Genomic DNA, 20,224 nt, shown 5'->3' with positions numbered 1-20,224 from the left:
ATGGAGTATTAGGAGTGCTGAGTGCTGAGTGCTGAGTGCTGAGTTAAAAGTTAAGAGTTAGGAGTCTTGTTTACCCCCTTGTCCCCTTGTCCCCTTGTCCCCCTATCTTCCTCTCATCTCCCTCATCCCCCTCATCTCCCTAATTAACCGCCGGTTGTTGAGTATTCGATGCTTGTAGTGCATCCCGCACTCGTTGATTGCGAATTTCACCTGCATGGGTAACGCAAGCAGCATCAACGATGTCGTCGCCAAAGTCCACCTGTAAAGCTTTGTCTTTAATTAGCAGTTGAATCAACGATGTTACGTTCTTGGCATACAATTGGCTGGCGTGAATTGGCATTGAAGATGGGAGATTGATAGGGCCAATAATTGTTACACCATTCCACACAATATCTTTGCCGGGTTCGGTACAGGCGCAGTTACCACCTTGTTCAGCAGCCAAATCCACAATTACTGAACCTGGTTTCATTTGCGCCACCATTTCTTCTGTAACTAGCCGTGGTGCTTGTCTTCCAGGTACTTGTGCTGTAGTAATCACTACATCAGAATTCTTAATGTGTTCGGTGACAACTTCTTGAGTACGTTGTTTGCTAGCCTCAGAAATTTCCTTGGCGTAACCGCCAGCAGCAACGGTTTCTTCGTCTAATTTGACTTCAACGAATTTTGCCCCTAAACTTTGCACTTCTTCTTTGACGGCGGGACGGATATCAAAGGCTTCTACCACTGCTCCCAAACGTCTGGCGGTAGCGATCGCTTGCAATCCGGCGACACCAGCGCCCATAATAAATACTTTCGCTGGAGCGATCGTACCTGCGGCTGTGGTTAACATCGGGAAGTATTTCGGTAATGCAGCTGCTGCAATTAATACTGCTTTGTAACCTGCTAATGAAGCTTGCGAGGACAAAGCATCCATACTTTGCGCTCTGGTGGTACGGGGGATCATCTCCATACTCAAAGCGGTGACTTTCCGATTGGCTAGTTGCTGCGCCACAACAGGATTTCCTAACGGATTGAGGAAACTAACTAATACAGCCCCTTCCTTTAACAAGTCAATTTCTGAGCGTCCATCTTCTCTTTCTTGCGGTGGACTGACTTTCAGCAGAATATCTGTTTCACCCCATAATTTGGCAGTATCGCTGATTATTATGGCTCCTGCTGCTTCATAGTCAGGATCGCTGAAAAAAGATCGCTCTCCTGCACCTGTTTCTACCCAAACTTCCAAACCTTGTTTTACCAATCGGGCAACTGTGTCAGGAATTAATGCTACGCGACGTTCACAAACTTCAATTTCTTTAGCAACTGCTATTCTCATGAAATCTCCTGAAGATAAATACTTAATCTCTGCCAAGTAAGCGATTGTCCAGATGATATATGTCCCGCACTGATAGTACTTAGGCAGGAACATCAGCCATGAATTTTACTTGTAGATTGAACCTTGAATCTTTCCTCTCCCACTCTTAGCTCTCCAGGCAAAGCCTCACTTTGCCGCTTGCAGATGTCATATTTTCAGATAGTTGCAAACAGGGTTACGTATTGCACATCCTAAATTGATTCCCAAATTTTGCATCTTTATCTTTAGCTTGTTTTCGGGATTGAGAAATTTTGGTATTCCTTTCTTATAGAGTAATATTGACCGAATTTTGAAAGCTTTATAATTTCCCAATCAAATTTTAATGATTACGAGTTCGATTCCAATCCAACTTATTTTAATCAATTTAGCCCAACTTAACTGGCGATCGCTGATGGCACACCTCAATTTTTATAACAAAATTCTCAAATTTAGATACACTTATACATATTTAGAAACACAATCCAACCCCTAACTGTGTTTATATCTAGTTCAAATTTGACCCAACTTAGTAATCAAATCATGGCTACATAAGGGTAATGAAGTAAATTTAATATGCGTTGCTTTTAACACTCAGTAACTTTACTGTTGCCTAAACTTCAGGCAGGATGGCACTTTTTTTGGAAATTAAACGTCCATTGTCATGAAGCCAGTAGTAAAGTTTAGTAAAGAATACTAACACACAGTTATTTTTAGATAACACATTTATATTTTGGTAGAGGAAGCCCGATTATGCGACGTTTACTTTCTGCTTTAGCCGTGACTAGCTTTTTGGTTACTGGATTACCAGCCTTAACTTTGGCGCAAAGCTTACCTGGATTTACACTATTTAGCGGCGTCAAACAAGAAAATCAGCTACCCTTTCGGTTAGATTTTGGCGGACAAGCGAATGGTTGGGATCGATACATATTAAAGATTCCAGCCAAAAGAATGAAATTGGCAGTTGGTCAATTTGCCATTACCTACCCTGATTATTACAAAGGAACTTTTGACCAGAAAAAAATTGAAGTCCGAGTCAAAGGGAAAGCAGTGCCGCTTTCTGAGGTGAAGTGGGACAAAGAAGGTAAACTGATCAATATTTTTCCTCAAGAGCCAGTGCCAGCAGGAAGTGCAGTCGAAGTGGTGTTATCTAACGTGAAAAACCCATCCTTCGGTGGAGTTTACTATTTTAACTGTCAAGTGCTTTCCCCTGGCGATGTACCACTACTGCGCTACATGGGAACATGGATTTTAAGCATTAGTTAAGAATAGGGAGTAGGGATATAACCAATCGGCGATTCCCAATTCCCTAACAAAGTGATAAAATTAGAGATTGTGAGTTTTTATAAAAATCACCTAAGAGGAGAAGAGTATGAAAAGAACACTGGGCGGCACTAGCCGTAAGAGAAAAAGAACCTCTGGTTTTCGCGCCAGGATGCGGACACCAGACGGCAGAAACGTGATTAGCGCCAGAAGAAAAAAAGGCCGTCACCGTCTGGCTGTTTAGGGCATACTAAGCTAAAAGAGCATCTGTGGCTTTGCCCAAAGCAAATCGGCTAAAATCCCGAAAGGATTTCCAGGCAGTTTTCCGGGAAGGAATTCGGCGTCATGGCTCTTATTTAACATTGAGAGCCTTAAAGCCTTTATGTTCAACAAAACCTTCTTTGGACACTGCCACCCAGAGTAGACAAGCAACTGACTTTAAGCTGCTTACGAGCACGCGGATTGGTATTTCAATTAGCACAAAAGTCAGCAAAAGGGCAGTGGTTCGCAACCGAATCAAACGGCAAATTACTGCTGCTTTATATAAGTTGCTGCCAAAATTATCACCAGGATGGCGGCTAGTATTCATTGTCAAACCCACAGCAGCAGAATCTAAGTGCGTAAGCCCACAATTTCTGCAAGAATTAGAGCAGTTGTTGGCACAAGCTGAGGTGTTCGATGGGAATTCGTGAAGATGTTTATTATGAAGGTGGTCCCCATATTGGGGATTTAATTGTCAACCTGCTGATTGGGCTAACCATTGTCGGGCTACCATTAGCAGTCGGGGCAATTGTCAGAGCATTGTGGCTGCGTTTCCGCATCACCGATCGCCGAATTACTGTGATTGGAGGTTGGCAGGGACGCGATCGCACTGACGTAATTTACTCAGAAATTGTCAAAATCGTCAAAGTTCCCCGTGGCATTGGCTTTTGGGGAGATATGGCAATCACCCTAAAAAACGGCAGTCGTCTGGAATTGCGTGCAATTCCCAAGTTTCGGGAAGTCTATGACTACATAAACGAAAGAATTGCTGCGAAAAATCCCGAATTTAGCGCTCCTGCTAACAAGTGATGACAGCAGGGGAGGCAGAGGTGAGCAGGGGAGCAGGGGGAGAAGAACCAATACTTCGACTTCGCTCAGTACAAGTGCCCAATGCCCAATTCCCAATTTAAATGTGCGGCTATCCGTAGCGAAAGATAGTCGCAGACAAATCATGATTTAGATAAATTAGATTCAGTTTACAGTACCTCAGGTTGAATTCAGAATAATGGATTTTGGTATCGGCTTTCTCTCGAACAACGTGATGCTGCCAATCATAGATTTCTTCTATGGTATTGTGCCTAGCTACGGATTAGCGATCGTTGCTTTGACCCTGATAGTCCGCTTCGCGCTCTATCCCCTGAGTGCTGGCTCAATTCGCAACATGCGGAAAATGCGGATTGTACAACCTCTGATGCAGAAGCGGATGGCAGAAATCAAAGAGCGCTATAAGGACGATCCGCAAAAGCAGCAGGAGGAAATGGTTAATGTCCAAAAAGAATTTGGCAACCCTTTGGCAGGCTGTTTTCCATTATTAGTGCAAATGCCGGTTTTGTTAGCGCTGTTTGCTACTTTGCGGGGTTCACCTTTTGCAAGTGCGAACTATAGCGTTAACCTGCAAATTCTTCCCGCAGAACAAATCGAACAAATTCAACCACAAGCCTTTGCCACTGCTCCTCAAAATATTTACGTTGCAGATGGGGAACACGTTAAAGTAGCTGCCATTATTCCCAGCGGAAATAAATTAGCGGTGGGAGAACAAACCAAGATACAGTATCAGACTGTTGAAGGTAAACCATTTCAGGTACTTTTAGCAGAACACCCAGAAAATAAGCTGATTCCTGATTGGAAAATTACCAAGGGTGAAGATAGGATAAAAATTGATGCCGAGGGCAATGTAGAAGCCTTGCAACCAGGAGAAGTTACTATTCAAGGAACAATTCCTGGACTAGCAGCAGAAAAAGGCTTTTTATTCATTGATGCTTTAGGCAGGGTTGGCGCACAAGATCCAGATGGCACAATCCACTGGGATATCGTCGCCATGATCGTCTTCTTTGGGATCAGCCTTTATGTTAGCCAAATGCTTTCCGGGCAAAATTCCAGCGGTGGCAATCCGCAGCAGGATACAGTTAACAAAATCACCCCCGTTATCTTTTCTGGGATGTTCTTGTTCTTCCCCCTACCAGCTGGGGTGCTGATGTATATGGTGATTGGTAATATTTTCCAAACCGCCCAAACTTATCTTCTCTCCCGCGAACCTCTACCGGAGGAACTACAAAAAATTGTAGAAACCCAGGAGAAAGAAGCAGCAGTTACAGAACAAAAAGCATTACCGTTTGAACCAAAAAGTCCTAAGAAAAAGGCAACAGGGGGATCATGAGTGACATTCCGATGCAGCGAGGTCAGCAGTGGTTAAAAACCCTGCTGGAACTCACTGGAATACCTGCTGAGATTCAGGGTCATTTAGAAACTGCCCAATCTCAAGACGGCGATTCTCCAGAACCAGATAACTACTGGTTGACTATTGACCAAACCAATTTGACATCAGAACAAATTCAGGTGTTAATTGGTGCTGATGGTTCTGTGTTAGATGCGATTCAGTATCTAGCAAATTCGGTTCTAAACCTTAGCCAGCCCCCGGAAGAACAAGCCTCTTACACCATTGAGTTAAATGGCTACCGGGTGAAAAGAGAAGCCGAAATTCGGGCATTGGCAGAAGCAGCAGCCGATGAAGTGCGCTTTTCTGGTAGAGAAGTGGAAATCAAATCTCTTAGTTCTGCTGAACGGCGTCAAGTTCATACCTTCTTAAAAGAATTTGGAGATTTAGAAACCTTCAGTCGCGGTAAAGAGCCACATCGTCATTTGGTTGTCTGTCCAGCTTCGTTGGAAGGAGTTAGGAGTTAGGAGTTAGGAGTTATGAGTTTGGAGTTAATTGAAAACTCATAACCATATATAATTTCAAAATTTCTCTTGTTCTTAAGGGATAAAATAAAAATTCAATACCAGTATAGTTACTGGTAATCAAGATAAATTTTAGTGAGGATGTCTCACAAATCCTATGGACGCAATTTATATTCCGCAGCTAACTCAAGCCCCAGAGCGGACAGAGGAAGTTCAGGTTAATGAATTTCTGCCTGGTCTGGAAACTTTGACACCAGTTCGCGGCTACGTGCGCGTGCAGCATCATGGTAATTACTTACAAGTATCTAGTCAGGCAGAAACAATTATTACTTGTACCTGCAACCGCTGCTTGCAGCAATACAATCGCCGTTTAGGGCTTGATACGAAAGAAATCATTTGGTTAGACGAAACTGCAAATCAGGCAAATGACTTGCCCTTAGAAAGGGAAGTAGTTATGGAAGATTTGCTGGAAAGTTTACCGCCCGATGGTCATTTTTATCCAAACGAATGGCTGTATGAGCAGATGTGCTTGGCAGTACCACAACGGCAACTGTGCGATCGCAATTGTCCAGGTATTCCTGTAAGTACTACTGTTGATAGTCCTGAGATTCCTGAAACTCCAGTTGATAACCGTTGGGCTTCTCTGGAAGCACTGAAAAAGCAACTTCCGGGATAGTAACGTAGCTAGTACTTTACTCAGTTAATTTATGAGATTTATATAGAACCCGATTTCTTGAAGAAGTCGGGTTTCTAGTTTACAGCTATTTTCAGGTCAATAGACCACGTGGTAGGGGCGCAAGGTCTTGCGCCCATACGACAGATGTGGTTCAAATACATGATTTTAGCTGTAACAGAGCGATCGCACTGGCAACCGCTATGAACTGGTAGATGTTGGTTTTTTAGTTGTTAGAGGCGATACAAACCTGAACAATGAGAGAAGAACAAATAACCATAGCTAAATATGAACTTCCGTGAAGAGTTTAAACTGCTCCTACGCGCCCGCTACCCTTTGATTTATATTCCCACTTATGAAGAGGAGCGGGTAGAAGCAGCTATCCGGGAAGAAGCCACCAACCAGGGTAATCGCCCAGTGTATACGTGGGATTTTGTCGATGGCTACCAAGGAAACCCCAACGATGTTGGGTTTGGACGACGTAACCCGTTGCAAGCTTTAGAATTTATCGAAAAACTACCAGCTTCCGCACCTGCGGTATTGATTCTCCGAGATTATCATCGCTTTTTAGATGATGTTGCGATCGCTCGCAAACTTCGCAACCTGTCCAGACTCCTGAAGTCGCAACCAAAAAATATTGTCCTACTGTCGCCACGCATCGCTATCCCTGACGACTTAACGGAAGTGTTGACAGTCGTCGAGTTTCCCTTACCCGCCGCCCCAGAAATTAAAACTGAGGTGGAACGCTTACTCCAAAGTACTGGTAACTCCCTTTCTGGCAAAGTTTTAGATGACTTGGTGCGCTCTTGTCAAGGGCTTTCGATGGAACGGATTCGCCGGGTTTTGGCAAAAGCGATCGCTACCCACGGAGAATTGCGACCTGAAGACGTGGATTTGGTTTTGGAGGAAAAGCGCCAAACTATCCGCCAAACCCAAATCTTGGACTTCTACCCTGCCACTGAGCAAATTTCTGATATTGGCGGACTGGATAACTTGAAAGATTGGTTGATTCGGCGGGGAGGTTCATTTACAGATCGAGCGCGACAGTACGGATTACCGCACCCGCGTGGTTTAATGTTGGTGGGTATTCAGGGAACTGGTAAATCGTTAACGGCAAAAGCGATCGCTCATCATTGGCATTTACCCCTGCTACGTCTGGATGTGGGAAGGTTATTTGGTGGTTTGGTGGGTGAATCAGAATCTCGGACTCGCCAAATGATCCAAGTAGCCGAAGCCCTCGCTCCCTGTATTTTGTGGATTGATGAAATAGATAAAGCCTTTGCCGGACTTGGTAGTAAAGGTGATGCCGGAACAGCTAGCCGGGTGTTTGGTACTTTTATTAATTGGCTAGCCGAAAAAAGCTCACCCGTGTTTGTCGTCGCCACCGCCAACGACATTCAAGCTTTACCGCCGGAAATGCTCCGTAAGGGGCGATTTGATGAAATTTTCTTTGTAGGTTTGCCCACCCAAGAAGAGAGAAAAGCAATTTATGATGTTCATTTATCCCGACTGCGCCCCCATAACTTGAAAACTTATGACATCGATAGGCTAGCTTATGAAACGCCCGATTTTTCTGGGGCCGAGATTGAGCAAACTTTAATTGAAGCGATGCATATTGGATTTAGCCAAAATCGCGACTTTGCTACTGACGACATTTTAGAAGCAGCCAGTCAGATCATACCCTTAGCACGAACTGCCGTAGAGCAAATTCAGCAACTCCAAGAATGGGCTGCTGCTGGGAGAGCGCGTTTAGCATCTAAACACAGTCCTTTGAGCGAACGCCTCCGGCGTACTACGTGAACCCAAAAAATGTAGAGACGTAGGAGTGCTACGTCTCTACAAAGGTTTTCGATAAAGCATATTTAATTTCACCAGATGTCTATTCAGCATAGCTACAATAATCAGTTAGTCAAAAGTCAATAGTTAATGATGAATTATTATGGACTATTGATTTTTATACTGATGGGTTATTTGCTTCTCTACTCGTAATACCAATTTGAAAAATGATTGCGACAGATGGAAAATTGAAACACTTATCCAATGGATGTTTCACAATCTAAAATCGTTCGACTGAGCGCAGCCGAAGTCTAAAATCTAAAATCTAAAATGGTATAACCCTTGAGAGCCAGTTCAATACCGCTCCCCTCAATGGGGGGAAAATACGCAGATGACTGGCTCACCTTCACCCTTGACTCTTGATAATCAGGTTTTTATTATGTTGTCTGGCTTAACAAAGTTTATACTGGGTTTTTTCTTAGCGATCGCTGTGCTAATAGGTGGCGGTGGTGCAATTGCACTCTATTTTATGAATCGCACCGGCATAGCCCCTGCCAAACCCATTTATTCCAATGATAGTCCTTCGGTGAAAGCCCAAGCTCCTAAAAAAACTGAGCCTGGAGAAAGTAAGCCCGCTCTTACACCTGGGACATCTACTCAATCGTCTCCAAGCCCAACCTCTACTCCTACAGAATCACCAAAGGCTACCCCATCATCCAAACCATTACCATCGGGAGCTTACCGAGGACGTGTTAGTTGGGCTGAAGGCTTGAGTTTGCGATCGCAACCAAATCAAGAAGCTGAAAAGATTGGTGGAATTGCTTTTAATCAAAAAATTATTATCTTGGAAGAAAGCGACGACAAATCCTGGCAAAAGATTCGTTTGGAAGGTAGCGAACAAGAAGGTTGGGTGAAAGCAGGTAATACTGAAAAAGTTAATGAACAATAGGTATAGGGCATTAGGAGTGCTGAGTGCTGAGTTAGGAGTTAAGAGTTAGGAGTTTTATTTACCCCCTTGTCCTCTTGTCCCCTATCTCCCTCATCTCCCTCATCTCCCTCATCTCCCCACCTCTGCTCCCCAGGACACTTACTTGTAAAGAATCATACGAAAAGTAGTTATTACACATAGTAAGTAGTATACTTTTTTATAGCCGTTAACTCGAAAAAAGCAAGTGAAAACAGGGGTAGCTAGCCATTTAATCAAGCTTGCCTCAGTCTACGAGGCATCCGAAAGCATCAAGGTTGTTCCTATCGTAGTTAATTTTAAATTTTTAAATTGGAAAAAGTTATCGACTGATGCTGCAATGCGTCTTTTGTCTGTGGCTCTGATTACAGGGCTTCTGAGTATTGCTGGAGAAGCTTTAGCACTTCAGAAAATAGGAAGTAATGGGCCTGAAGTTAGCAGTAATCAGAGATGTTTAAAAAAGTTAGGCTATTTTAACGGCCCAGTGACAGGTAAGTTTGCGAGCTTGACTCAAAATGCTGTAATCAAATTCCAGCAAGCCAATAGAATATCGGCTGATGGAGTTGTGGGTATTAGTACTCAACGAGCCTTGCAACGAGCGTGTCAAAGTAGAAGTTCTAATAGAAATATCGGTGGTGCAGCGCGCTCGCCAGTTGGTCAATATCCTACTCTTTCTCAAGGCAAAACTGGTGCAGCCGTTACAAGATTACAACAGCGTCTACGGCAGTTAGGCTACTTTAATACTAATCCCACTGGGAATTTTGGACGAATTACTAAAGATGCTGTGATTGCATTCCAGCGAAATTATCGCATAACTGCTAACGGAATTGTGAATCGACAAACTTGGAACGCACTAATGGGTTCCTCTGTGACTCCAGAAAGATCGAGTCTTTCCACTCAACAAGTCAAAGAACTGCAAGTGCGTTTGCGGCAGCTAGGTTATTTAAATGCTGATGCCACTGGGAATGTTGGCCCAATGACTAGAGAAGCTGTAATTGCATTCCAACGAAAGAATGGATTACCCGTTGATGGCATTGCTAATGCCCAAGTTCTGGACTCAGTGCGTAGAGTCTCGACTGGTAGCATTCAACAACCAGGTAGAAATTATCTAACTGTAGGCGATCGCGGAGAAAATGTCAGATTAGTTCAAGAGCGTTTAGCACAGTTGGGTTTCTCTAATACTAATCCTGATGGACTTTTCAACGATTACACTAGACAATCTGTGATTGCATTCCAGCAATATTCTCGAATTAATTCTACTGGGAATGTAGATTGGCAAACTTGGGAAGCATTGGGGTTAAATGGTTCAGTTGGGAGCCAAAATAATGATTATGTATTAGCTGACACTAATCGCTATGCATTACCTCCTGCCAATGACAATGTAGTACCTGTTACCAATGGCAATACATTAGTTGCTAATAATCCTTACAGAGTAATAATTCCAATTTCCAGCAATGATACTCTGAGTAAAGTGCAACAATATATACCCAACGCTGTCGCGGAGCAATCCAATTTAGGGGATTATGTAAATGCTGGAGCATTTAGCGATCGCGCCCAAGCAGAAACGCTATCAAAAAAGCTCCGTTCATTAGGTCTGGATGCACGGGTAAAATACAATTAACTATATTTGTAATTCGTAATGACGCTCGCGGACTCGCTACCGCTACGCTAACGTAATTCGTAATTAAATTGACAAGCTCAACTGCGAACCTTGTTGAGTTTTATTCACTTCAATCCGGGCTTGGAAGGCTTCTTTGAGGTGGGGCATGTGGGTAACGGTGAGGATGCAGGCAAAATCAGAGGCGATCGCATTAATCGCGGCAATCAAGCGATCGCATCCTTCGGCATCCTGTGTACCAAAACCTTCATCTACAATCAACAATTGCAACGCCGCCCCTGCTCGTTGGGCTAATAATTTCGCCAAAGCTAAACGGATGGCAAAGTTAATTCTAAAGGCTTCTCCACCTGAGTAAGTTTCATAAGCTCGTGTTCCTCTCGAATCGGCGATTAAAATATCTAAGGTGTCTATCAGCTTGGCATTTTTCTTGGTTGATTTAGCACTACGTCCAGCTTTTTGAGTAATAAATTGTACATGAAATTGATTACCACTCAAACGCGAAAGTAGCTGATTTGTCTCGGCTTCCAGTTGCGGCAATACATTTTCAATCATCAGTGCTTGGATACCATTTTTACCAAAAGCTTGCGCTAATTCCTGATAAACTCGATATTCTTGCTTACAAGATTGTAATTGCTGCTGCTGTTGTTCATACTGAATTTGCAGCGTTTCCAATTGATGTGCCAGCTGTTCTAAACGCCCCAATTTGGCAATTTGCTCATCGAGTTGCCGTCTACGTATTGCTAATTGCTGCTCTAATGCTTGAATTTGGGCAGATGGGTTAGCTGTTGCTTGTAGTTGCCCAATAATGCTTTCGATTTGTCCGCCGAGTTTTTGCCGCTCCGTTACTCTGTCGCTTCTAGAGTCCTCTAACTCTTGCAACCTCGTCTGGAGTTGGGGATACTGCTGCTGGGCTGATAACAGTTGTTGATAGCGCAAATGCCAAGATTGAGCTTTCTTGGCAGCCATACGCAAATTGTTGTGCTGCTCAGAACTGTAGCCAATTTCGGTAATGTGACGCTCAAGAGCCGCGATTTGTTTAGCACATTCAGAATCAATTTGATCCTGTTGGATTTTGGCTTGTAATTGAGCAATTTGGGATTGTAATTCTGGTTTTCGGGCTAATAGTTGCGCTTGTCGCTTAGTTGCATCTTTAATTTGCCCTTGTTTAATTTCTGCCCATCGCCATCGCTCAACTTCACTCCGAGCGAGGGCATGATCTTGTTCACTATAATTAACTTGTTGCAGATATTGATCTAGTTGCCGGAGTTCCGCTTGTTTTTCGGGAGCGTAATCACCAGCTTGGAGCGATCGCTCTAAATGCTGTTTTTCAGCAGCAATTTGTTGTAACTGTTGTTGCACATCAGTTGTCGCTTCTAATTGTGCTGCCAACTGTCCCCGTTGTTCGCGTAAACCATCATAGCCTGCCAATTGTTGGGATATATCGCGATATTCCTGTCTAAGTACCTGAATTTCTCGGTCAGACACAGCCATTTGTTCTCGTACTACCCAAAACTGCCCTTGAGTATCCTCTAACTCACTTTGGGTTTTTTCCACCACCCGACTCCAGTGATGTTCATCTAGTGGACGCTCACATAATGGACAAAGTGCTTCAGGATTTTGGAGCATTTGCAATTTCTGCTCTAATTCTCCCAGCAGTTTTTCATAATCCCGTTGATGAGCTTGCAGACGTTCGATAAAGTGCCGCCTTTCTTGCCCTTTTTCTTGGACTCGTTGCAGATAAACCCGCTTTTTCTCCAATTCCTCAATCTGAATTGCCACATCCATCACCGCTTGTTGTAGTTGTGGTTGGCGACCATGCTGGCGTTGCAATTGGTTCTCAGTATTTTGGAGTTGTTCGAGTCGCGCTACTAAACCAGCATGAGTGCGATCGAGTTGGTTTTGTAAAGTCGCTCTTTGTTGCAACAAGGGAGTCACTTGCATTTGCAATTGATCTAAACGAGCAACATGGTGACGTGCTGCGGTTAGTTGTGACAAAGCAGCTTCTACTTCACCTGATTTAGTCAGAGTTTGTTGAATGTCTCGCTCTTGTTGCTGTAAAGCTTCTAGCTGCGCTTGGGCTTGTTGTAGTTGCCGTTCGATTTCGTGAATTTGTTTGGTAAGCTGTTGTTGCTTTTGTTGGCGATTCTGTTGGGCGCGGGTGTGTTCTTCAAATTTGATAGCAAAAGCTTCTTCTTGAGATTGTAAACTTTGATATTGAGCGTATCCAGCTTTAATCTCAGCTTCTTGGTGTAATATTTTTTCTAAATCTGATAGTTGAGAGCCAACAGCTGATTGTTCTTGTTGGAGGCGATCGCAATCTTGGGTAAGATTTTGGTATTGCTGCTTTATAAAATTAAGTTGTTGTTCCCAATTTTGGCGCTGGTGCTGGACAACTTGCAAACTTTGCAATTGAATATTATCAAAAGCTTGCACCTGTTGCAGTTGATTGAGTTCAGCTTCTAACTCCACTCTTTGCGCTTGGGTGATTTCGCGTTGTTGCAGCTGAATTTTTATCGACTCTAAAGAACGCTCTAACTCTACTGCCCTGGCTTTGAACTGACGAGAAGATTCCTTTGCTCGTTCTTCTAAATCATCATACTGATTGAGTTTCAACAACTCCGCTAAAATTTCTTTGCGTTCTGTGGGACGCTTGAGCATAAATTCATCTGCACGACCTTGACGTAAGTAGGCAGAATTAATAAATGTATCGTAATCGAGCTTGATATGTTCTAAAATCAAATCTTGGGTTGCTCTTACCCCTTTGCCAGTGAGTGAGCGAAACCCAGATGGAATTTCTATTTGAAATTCGAGGACACTAGTACCTCCCCGAATTCGGGTACGAATCACCCGATATTTTTGCTGGTTACTTTGGAAAGTAAAATCAACCCGAACTTCTTTTGCACCAGAATAGATGACATCATCTTCAACAGTGGCACGGCTTTCACCCCAAATTGCCCAAGTGATTGCTTCTAAAAGAGAAGATTTACCCGCACCATTGGAACCCGAAATACAAGCCGTATGCAAACCACCAAAATCTAAAGTTGCATCACGGTAACTGAGGAAGTTTTTGAGGATAAGTTGTACTGGGATCATTCACGCTATAGCGCCACATCTACTTTTAATAATTAACAGTACAGATGCACTGTTTGTTAGTTTAGCTATCTAGATATCAGGTTTCTAGTCTTGAAGACATCAATTTTACAAAAATTTACAATATTATGAGTTAATTTTTCTTGTTGCATGAAAAAGTTTTGCTGTCTTTGGAGGAAAATGAAATTCTCCTGGAGGCTTTTCGTTATTTTTTCTATTGACTGAGAAGAAAATATTCTTATTTGATTTGTGAGGATTGAAAGTTACAGATCCCTGACTTCTCAAAGAATCCGGGGATCTTGTCTCTTACGAATTATTTAGGATTGTCATTGGCTAGTTGCGTAGGCGTAACCCGTCTTAGACATCGCGATCGCTTGACCTTGACCGAGGTATCAACAATCCAATATATGTACCGACAGCAAATTTGGTTAAATCTAGAAATGGAGCGCGACTCTTTTCGTCGATAACTGCCAGAGTGAGAGAACCAATTACCATAATCAGCGTTGCAACAGCTAGCACTTCATCTCTTGAAGGAAATTTCTTGGATAACATAGACTCCCTCGCAAATTGTTTGAATCACTACATCCATACTTTGACAGGTGAGTGTTTGTTCTAGGCTTAAATACAGGTTTGTGATATGAGTGAGTTGTGTATGCGATGAGCATGAATAGCCAAATTGGCAGTTAGAATCAGCAAAAGTGTAGTGGTTAGCTTATGTCCGGGCGATCGCTTTTCTGTTCTCTAGAAGGTATCCAAAAAGCAAAAAAAGCTTTAATTCGTTATTCCTTAACTCAAAAGGCATTAGCTGAAGAGTTAGAAGTAACTCGTCAGCCGATCGGAAAGTTCTTTACAGGTAAACCTGTTGACCGCAATCTCTTTGTTCAGATTTGCGACAGGCTAGACCTAGAGTGGGAAGAGATCGTTGCTGAAGCAGCTAGTGAACCAGAGGTAAATCAGGATAACAGTATTGATATTGATGCGATCGTGCAAACAGTACGTGAAAAGATAAAACCCATCATTCAACAACGCTGTGGCACAATGCGGGTACTAGATATGACTAAACCCATTGGGTTGAATGACATTTACACCAGCGTTAATATCCTGGAAAAAATTACTGGACGACAACGACTAGGAATTGATGAATTATTACAACAGTGTGGGAGTCAGGATTTTGACCTTTTTGGACTCAATAAAATTACTGAAAAACGAGTTCCAGGATTGGAAGCGGTTGAGAAGTATTCCAAGCTAATGATTTTGGGAAAGCCAGGTGCAGGCAAAACCACATTTTTGAAGTATTTAGCAATTCAGTGTCTTGGAGATGAGTTTCAGGCTGAACGTGTACCGATTTTTGTTACCCTCAAAAACTTTGCGGAAGCTGCAAACAAACCTGGATTATTGCAATACATCACTGAAGAGATAATAAATTCTATCTCTTCTATTCGAGATGTACTAACCTATGGCAAGGCATTAATTTTACTTGATGGGTTGGATGAGGTTAGAGAAGAGGATAGTAACCGCATCTTAAAAGAAATTCGTGAGTTTTCTGATCGTTTCCCAAAAAATCAGTTTGTGATGACCTGCCGAATTGCAGCACGAGAGTATATCTTTGAGAAGTTCACAGAGGTGGAAGTTGCTGATTTTGACGATGAGCAAATTTCTAACTTTGCCAATAACTGGTTTAAAGAGAAAGCTGTAAAACCAGATATTTTTATCAAACGTCTTGAAGACAATAGCCGAATCAAACAACTTGCTGCAAGTCCGCTGCTGCTGACATTGCTTTGTTTAGCATTTGAAGAGTCAGGAGATTTCCCTGCAAATCGTTCTGAGTTATATAAAGAAGGACTGGATGCGTTATTGAAAAAATGGGATGCCAAGCGGGGAATTCAACGCTATCAGATTTACAAAAAGCTCTCAGTCCAACGCAAAGAAGATTTACTCAGCAAAATGGCGTTGACTACCTTTGAGGGGAGTGAATATTTCTTCAAGCAGAAAGTAGCAGAACAATACATTACAGAATACATCCGCAATTTACTTGGTGCTAATACTGACGAAGAAGCATTGCAACTTGACAGTGAGCAAGTTTTGCGTTCAATTGAGCATCATCATGGGCTAGTTGTCGCAAGAGCGAAAAGGATTTATTCATTTTCTCACCTCACATTTCATGAGTATTTCACAGCTAGAGAATTTGTGGTTGTGAGACAATCATCAGAAGAAGCGTTACAAAATCTTGTTAGCCATATTACTGAAAAACGCTGGCGGGAAGTCTTTTTGCTGGCGGTTGGCATGTCTCCAAGCGCAGATCGGTTATTGCTGTTGATCAAAGAGAAAATTGATTTTATAGTGGCTGATGATCAGAAGTTGCAGGAGTTTCTTTTGTGGGGAAAAGAAAAATCTCTTTCCGTTAAGGTATCTTACAAACTAGCAGTAGTTAGGGCCTTTTACCTGGATCTTTCTCTCGATCTCTCCCTCGACCGATCCCGATCCCTTGACCTCTCCCTCGACCTCTCCCTCGACCGATCCCGATCCCTCGACCTCTCCCGATCTCTGTCTCAATCCCGATCCCTCGACCTCTCCCTCGACCTCTCCCTCGACCTCTCTCTCTCCCTTGACCGATCCCGATCCCTCGACCTCTCCCGATCTCTGTCTCAATCCCGATCCCTCGAACTCTCCCGATCCCTCGAACTCTCTCGACCCCTCTCACGATCCCTCGACCCAGAACTCAAGAATTTACTACAAAAACTTCGAGAGCAACTACCAAGCAGACAAGACTGGCAAGAATCTCAGAAATGGTGGTTAGTTAATGGGGAGGCTTGGTGTGAAGAATTAAGAGAAGTAATGATTAAATATCGTAATATCGGTCATGATTGGCAGTTCAGTAACGAGCAAAAGGAATTGCTTCAACAGTATTATGATGCCAATCAATTACTGGTAGATTGCCTAAATAGTGATTGTTATGTCAGTCGTGAAGTGCGACAGCAAATAGAAGATACTTTGCTATTACCGATCGCAGAGATTAAACAGCGTCAGCAGCAATTTTAAATACCCATATAGCAGATAATAAATCATTCGTAAAAAAAGCGAAAATATTTTCCAATTCCTAGCAACTCAATCTAGAATGGAAGTAAGAGTTCGCAGTCAGCCTATTCGCCTCTATTTGATGGCTTAGATATGTGAATATGAGTAATAAAATAGCATTTTGGAACAAAATAATACTCATTTACGTCGTATAAATGTCTTGCCTCTATTTTAGTTGACGTATACTAACAGGATAAAAATTCTGAACAGCTATGTCTACGACGGTTTACGTCTTTGCGATCGCACAGAATTCCTATCATAATAAGTACTTATATACGCCCATAGACAGGTTTAAAAACAGTCAGAAACAAACTCAGTGAATCCTCGTCATTAAATACATCACATACACAAAGGATAACCCTCTTATGACTCGCCTATATCAATGGAAATCTGGAGCTGTTGCACTCATGGCAATGGCCGTTACTACAAGCGTCATTAGCCCCCTATTCAGCTTGGCTCCTGCTAATGCTCAATACAGAATCGATCAAAACAGAACTGGGCAATACGGAAACGTTACCATTCCTTCTGGAGTTGCTCTTCCTGTAACCTACGAAAAAGAGACAATTACTATTGCTCCTGGAGAAAGTAAATCTCTAACCTTGAGAATAGCCAACGACATTATCGACAGAAATAGAAACGTCTTGATTCCTGCTGGTACTAAAGTACATGGACGGCTAGAATCTGTTGACTTAGATAGTTATTCAAGAGATACAAGAAATACAGATGATAACCAAGGAAAAGGTGTAAAGTTTGTCGCTCAAGAATTAGAATTTTCTAACGGTCAGCGTCAGTCGATTAATGCAACTTCTCGGACATACACCACAACTGAAAGAGTTAAACAGGGACCCAACACCAGTCAGGTTTTAACTGACGCAGCTATTGGTGGAGGTGCTGGTCTATTAGGTTCATTAATTACTGGTAATCGCAAAATTGACGATTTAAAACCTGTTCTCGGTGCGGCTGCGGGTGCAGGTGCTAGCGTGCTGTTGCGGAAAAAAGAAGGAAATGCTTTTGTCCTCAGACCTGCACAGGATTTAAAGCTTACACTGGATTCTAACTTGAATTTAGTACCAAGATCGCGCTACTAGATTTAACTTCATTCAAGTTGTGAATTTAATCACCCCTTATATGCGATCGCCACTTTAACTAGAGCGTGCGATCGCCTTTATTTTTAACCCTAAAAACTTCTATTGAACAGCAACTATTCCACCTCTATATCGTCTTAATCAGTATCAATTTTTATTGAAATACTTATTTAAAAGTTAGCTCTATTGTATTCTGTATCTAAAAGAGTATTCAAAATTATGGAATATCCTGATACTTTTATTAAGTAGTAGCGATCGAGGAGCTTTTTCTTATGGTAATTCAAGGTTTAAATTTAAGCACATATCTTGCAATTCCCGTAGTATTAAGTCTTTTGGTTCCGGGAGACAATATAAAAGTATCTTTAGTTGAAAACGCCAGTCAGGTATCCACTAACAAGGAAGTGAGTCTATCTAGCGGTGAGCTAATCAGCGCTAATTCAACACCGAAAACATACTATGTTAGTGGTAGTGGAAACGACAATAATAGCGGACTTTCTACTTCATCTGCCTTTAAAACAATTCAAAAGGCGGCAGACCTTACCAACCCTGGCGATACAGTATTGATAATGAACGGAGTATACACAAATACAGGCAAAGCTGGGAGTGTAGTAAATATTATACGTTCTGGAACTGCAAATGCATGGATTAGGTATAAAGCATATCCTGGGCATTTCCCAAAAATTCAGCACAATACATGGAATGGTATCACGATTTCAAACAAAGCTTCATATATCGAGATCAACGGGCTAGAGGTTATGGGAAACAATCCCAATATAACCCTTGATTACGCGATGAGTCAGAAGACTAACAAACAAAACCCACTGACGAATGGAAACTGTATCAACATTGATGGTCGAACGAATGGTCATGTTCATCACATCCGTATTTTGAACAACAAAGTGCATGACTGTGGAGGAGCAGGTATTTCAGCGATTCAAGCGGACTATGTGACAATAGATAATAATGTAGTATTTAATAATGCCTGGTATAGCGTTTATGGTTGCAGTGGCATTTCGATGTTGAATAATTGGAATTCTGATAACAACCAGGGATACAAGATGTTTGTTACCAACAACAAGACCTACAACAATCGTATGTACATCCCTTGGATTGCAGTTGGAAAGATCACAGACGGTAATGGCATTATTATTGATAGTACAAGAAATCAAGACAACTCAAAATTGAGTGCATATAAAGGACGTACTTTAGTTCAAAACAATCTTGCATTTAATAATGGTGGTTCAGGGATTCATGCATTTTTTAGCGACCATGTTGATATTGTAAATAACACAGCTTTTTTAAATAATCAGAGTCCAGAAATTAATGGGGGGCAAATATTTGCTCATACCTCATCCGATGTCAGAATTCTCAGGAACATTCTCTATGCTTTTCCTGACAAAAATATTAATAACAACACTAAAAACAAAAACGTTGTTTATGATTATAATATCTATCTCAATAGCTCTAAGATAACTGCTAAGGGGCCTCACGATATTGTTGCAGACTCGGAGTTTTTAAGTAAGCATCCCACTCTCGAAAAAATCTCTGACAATTTGAAATCAGAGTTAGAGAAACAAAATCCGCCAACGCGGACTGTTATACAGGCTAATTCAGCAGGTTTTGTTTGCGATCCAGTGAATTATCCTTTGCAAGGCAAACAGATCGTAGTGGGATGCTCCTCGCTATCTTCAACTCAAATTGCTTTTTCTGATGTTTCATCTAACTATTGGGCAGCACAATTTATTCAACAATTGTCTCAGCAAGGTGTAATTGCCGGATTTCCCGATGGTAGCTTCCGCCCAGAAGAACCGGTGACACGCGCTCAATTTGCCGCGATGATCGACAAAGCTTTCCCAAAAGCCCAGCAACGGCAGGCAATTAATTTTACTGATGTACCTAGCAACTATTGGGCATCTAGTGCGATTGGGCAAGCTTATACTATTGGTTTCTTATCTGGTTATCCTGGAAATCGCTTTGAACCTAATCAAGCTATCCCCCGCGAGCAGGTTTTGGTTTCCCTCGCTAACGGTCTGAAATATAGTCCCAGTGGCAATACCGAAAGCACTCTGAAATACTTCAACGATGCCTCTAACATCGCTAGCTATGCCCGTAGCCCGATCGCCGCAGCAACCCAAAAGCAAATTGTGGTGAACTATCCGAATGTGAAGTTACTGAATCCAACTGCGGCAGCCACTCGCGCCCAGGTAGCAGCTTTTATCTACCAAGCATTAGTTAGTTCTAATCAAGCCTCAGCAATTAACTCGCCTTATGTTGTGTTAAGACTTAGCAATTAACTCGCCCTATACAATGGTTGTCGGATCGACTACTTCAACACCTGTATCAGTCACAATTAGAATCTGTTGATTTAGATAGTTATTTAATAGGCGATCGCTACTTTAACTAGAGTGTGCGA

At 42.3% G+C, this 20,224-nt stretch carries 15 protein-coding genes and 1 pseudogene; 13 read left to right on the top strand and 3 right to left on the bottom strand.

Annotated features, from left to right (window positions below; all coding sequences use genetic code 11):
- Positions 1 to 139: 139 nt before the first annotated feature.
- Positions 140 to 1,312, bottom strand: coding sequence for a Re/Si-specific NAD(P)(+) transhydrogenase subunit alpha (locus tag V7K45_RS30685; protein ID WP_335009409.1), 1,173 nt, complete (start codon positions 1,310 to 1,312; stop codon positions 140 to 142).
- A 768-nt stretch (positions 1,313 to 2,080) separates the two neighbouring features.
- Between V7K45_RS30685 and V7K45_RS30680 the strand changes: the two genes are divergently transcribed.
- From V7K45_RS30680 to V7K45_RS30635, 10 genes are all read left to right on the top strand, one after another.
- Positions 2,081 to 2,593: a DUF2808 domain-containing protein gene (locus V7K45_RS30680; protein ID WP_289798079.1), complete on the top strand. Its 513-nt coding sequence runs from the start codon at positions 2,081 to 2,083 to the stop codon at positions 2,591 to 2,593.
- Between the two features lie 106 nt (positions 2,594 to 2,699).
- Complete coding sequence (rpmH, locus tag V7K45_RS30675) at positions 2,700 to 2,834, top strand: 50S ribosomal protein L34 (RefSeq protein ID WP_084227158.1); 135 nt, start codon at positions 2,700 to 2,702, stop codon at positions 2,832 to 2,834.
- 25 nt (positions 2,835 to 2,859) lie between these two features.
- Entirely contained in the window at positions 2,860 to 3,282 is a 423-nt protein-coding gene (gene rnpA / locus V7K45_RS30670; protein ID WP_335009407.1) for a ribonuclease P protein component, read from the top strand.
- Positions 3,269 to 3,661 (top strand): PH domain-containing protein, encoded by a 393-nt coding sequence (locus V7K45_RS30665; protein ID WP_335009405.1) that lies wholly within the window; start codon positions 3,269 to 3,271, stop codon positions 3,659 to 3,661. The genes rnpA and V7K45_RS30665 overlap by 14 nt, the downstream gene beginning before the upstream one ends.
- A 196-nt stretch (positions 3,662 to 3,857) precedes the next feature.
- Positions 3,858 to 5,009 carry a membrane protein insertase YidC gene (yidC, locus tag V7K45_RS30660; RefSeq protein WP_335009403.1) on the top strand — a complete coding sequence of 384 codons (1,152 nt, stop codon included), beginning with the start codon at positions 3,858 to 3,860 and terminating at the stop codon, positions 5,007 to 5,009.
- Positions 5,006 to 5,533: a Jag family protein gene (locus tag V7K45_RS30655; RefSeq protein WP_289798073.1), complete on the top strand. Its 528-nt coding sequence runs from the start codon at positions 5,006 to 5,008 to the stop codon at positions 5,531 to 5,533. Before yidC ends, V7K45_RS30655 begins: the two co-directional genes overlap by 4 nt.
- 154 nt (positions 5,534 to 5,687) lie before the next feature.
- On the top strand, positions 5,688 to 6,206 hold the full coding sequence (locus V7K45_RS30650; protein WP_335009400.1) for a YceD family protein: 519 nt from the start codon (positions 5,688 to 5,690) through the stop codon (positions 6,204 to 6,206).
- 285 nt (positions 6,207 to 6,491) lie between these two features.
- On the top strand, positions 6,492 to 8,003 hold the full coding sequence (locus tag V7K45_RS30645) for an AAA family ATPase (protein WP_335009398.1): 1,512 nt from the start codon (positions 6,492 to 6,494) through the stop codon (positions 8,001 to 8,003).
- 415 nt (positions 8,004 to 8,418) lie between these two features.
- Entirely contained in the window at positions 8,419 to 8,928 is a 510-nt protein-coding gene (locus V7K45_RS30640) for an SH3 domain-containing protein (protein ID WP_335009518.1), read from the top strand.
- Between the two features lie 223 nt (positions 8,929 to 9,151).
- Complete coding sequence (locus tag V7K45_RS30635; RefSeq protein WP_335009396.1) at positions 9,152 to 10,564, top strand: peptidoglycan-binding domain-containing protein; 1,413 nt, start codon at positions 9,152 to 9,154, stop codon at positions 10,562 to 10,564.
- Between the two features lie 63 nt (positions 10,565 to 10,627).
- On the opposite strand, the gene V7K45_RS30630 is transcribed toward V7K45_RS30635, so the two are convergent.
- A complete protein-coding gene (locus V7K45_RS30630) occupies positions 10,628 to 13,654 on the bottom strand; it encodes an SMC family ATPase (RefSeq protein ID WP_335009394.1) in 3,027 nt (1,008 codons plus the stop codon).
- Positions 13,655 to 14,008: 354 nt separating this feature from the next.
- Positions 14,009 to 14,203 carry a hypothetical protein gene (locus V7K45_RS30625; RefSeq protein WP_335009392.1) on the bottom strand — a complete coding sequence of 65 codons (195 nt, stop codon included), beginning with the start codon at positions 14,201 to 14,203 and terminating at the stop codon, positions 14,009 to 14,011.
- A gap of 162 nt (positions 14,204 to 14,365) precedes the next feature.
- On the opposite strand from V7K45_RS30625, the gene V7K45_RS30620 reads away from it, so the two are divergent.
- From V7K45_RS30620 to V7K45_RS30610, 3 genes and pseudogenes are all read left to right on the top strand, one after another.
- Positions 14,366 to 16,690, top strand: a complete 2,325-nt coding sequence (locus V7K45_RS30620; RefSeq protein ID WP_335009390.1) for an NACHT domain-containing NTPase — start codon at positions 14,366 to 14,368, stop codon at positions 16,688 to 16,690.
- A 401-nt stretch (positions 16,691 to 17,091) separates the two neighbouring features.
- The gene (locus tag V7K45_RS30615) at positions 17,092 to 17,814 is read left to right on the top strand and encodes a conjugal transfer protein TrbI (RefSeq protein WP_335009388.1); all 723 of its coding nucleotides are present in this window, start codon (positions 17,092 to 17,094) and stop codon (positions 17,812 to 17,814) included.
- A gap of 1,643 nt (positions 17,815 to 19,457) precedes the next feature.
- A pseudogene (locus V7K45_RS30610) lies at positions 19,458 to 20,087 on the top strand (S-layer homology domain-containing protein); the annotation flags it as partial.
- Positions 20,088 to 20,224: the final 137 nt, after the last annotated feature.

It is taken from the genome of Nostoc sp., assembly GCF_036917375.1.
Taxonomy (GTDB): Bacteria; Cyanobacteriota; Cyanobacteriia; order Cyanobacteriales; family Nostocaceae; genus Nostoc.
This window is presented reverse-complemented; position numbering and strand designations above follow the sequence as displayed.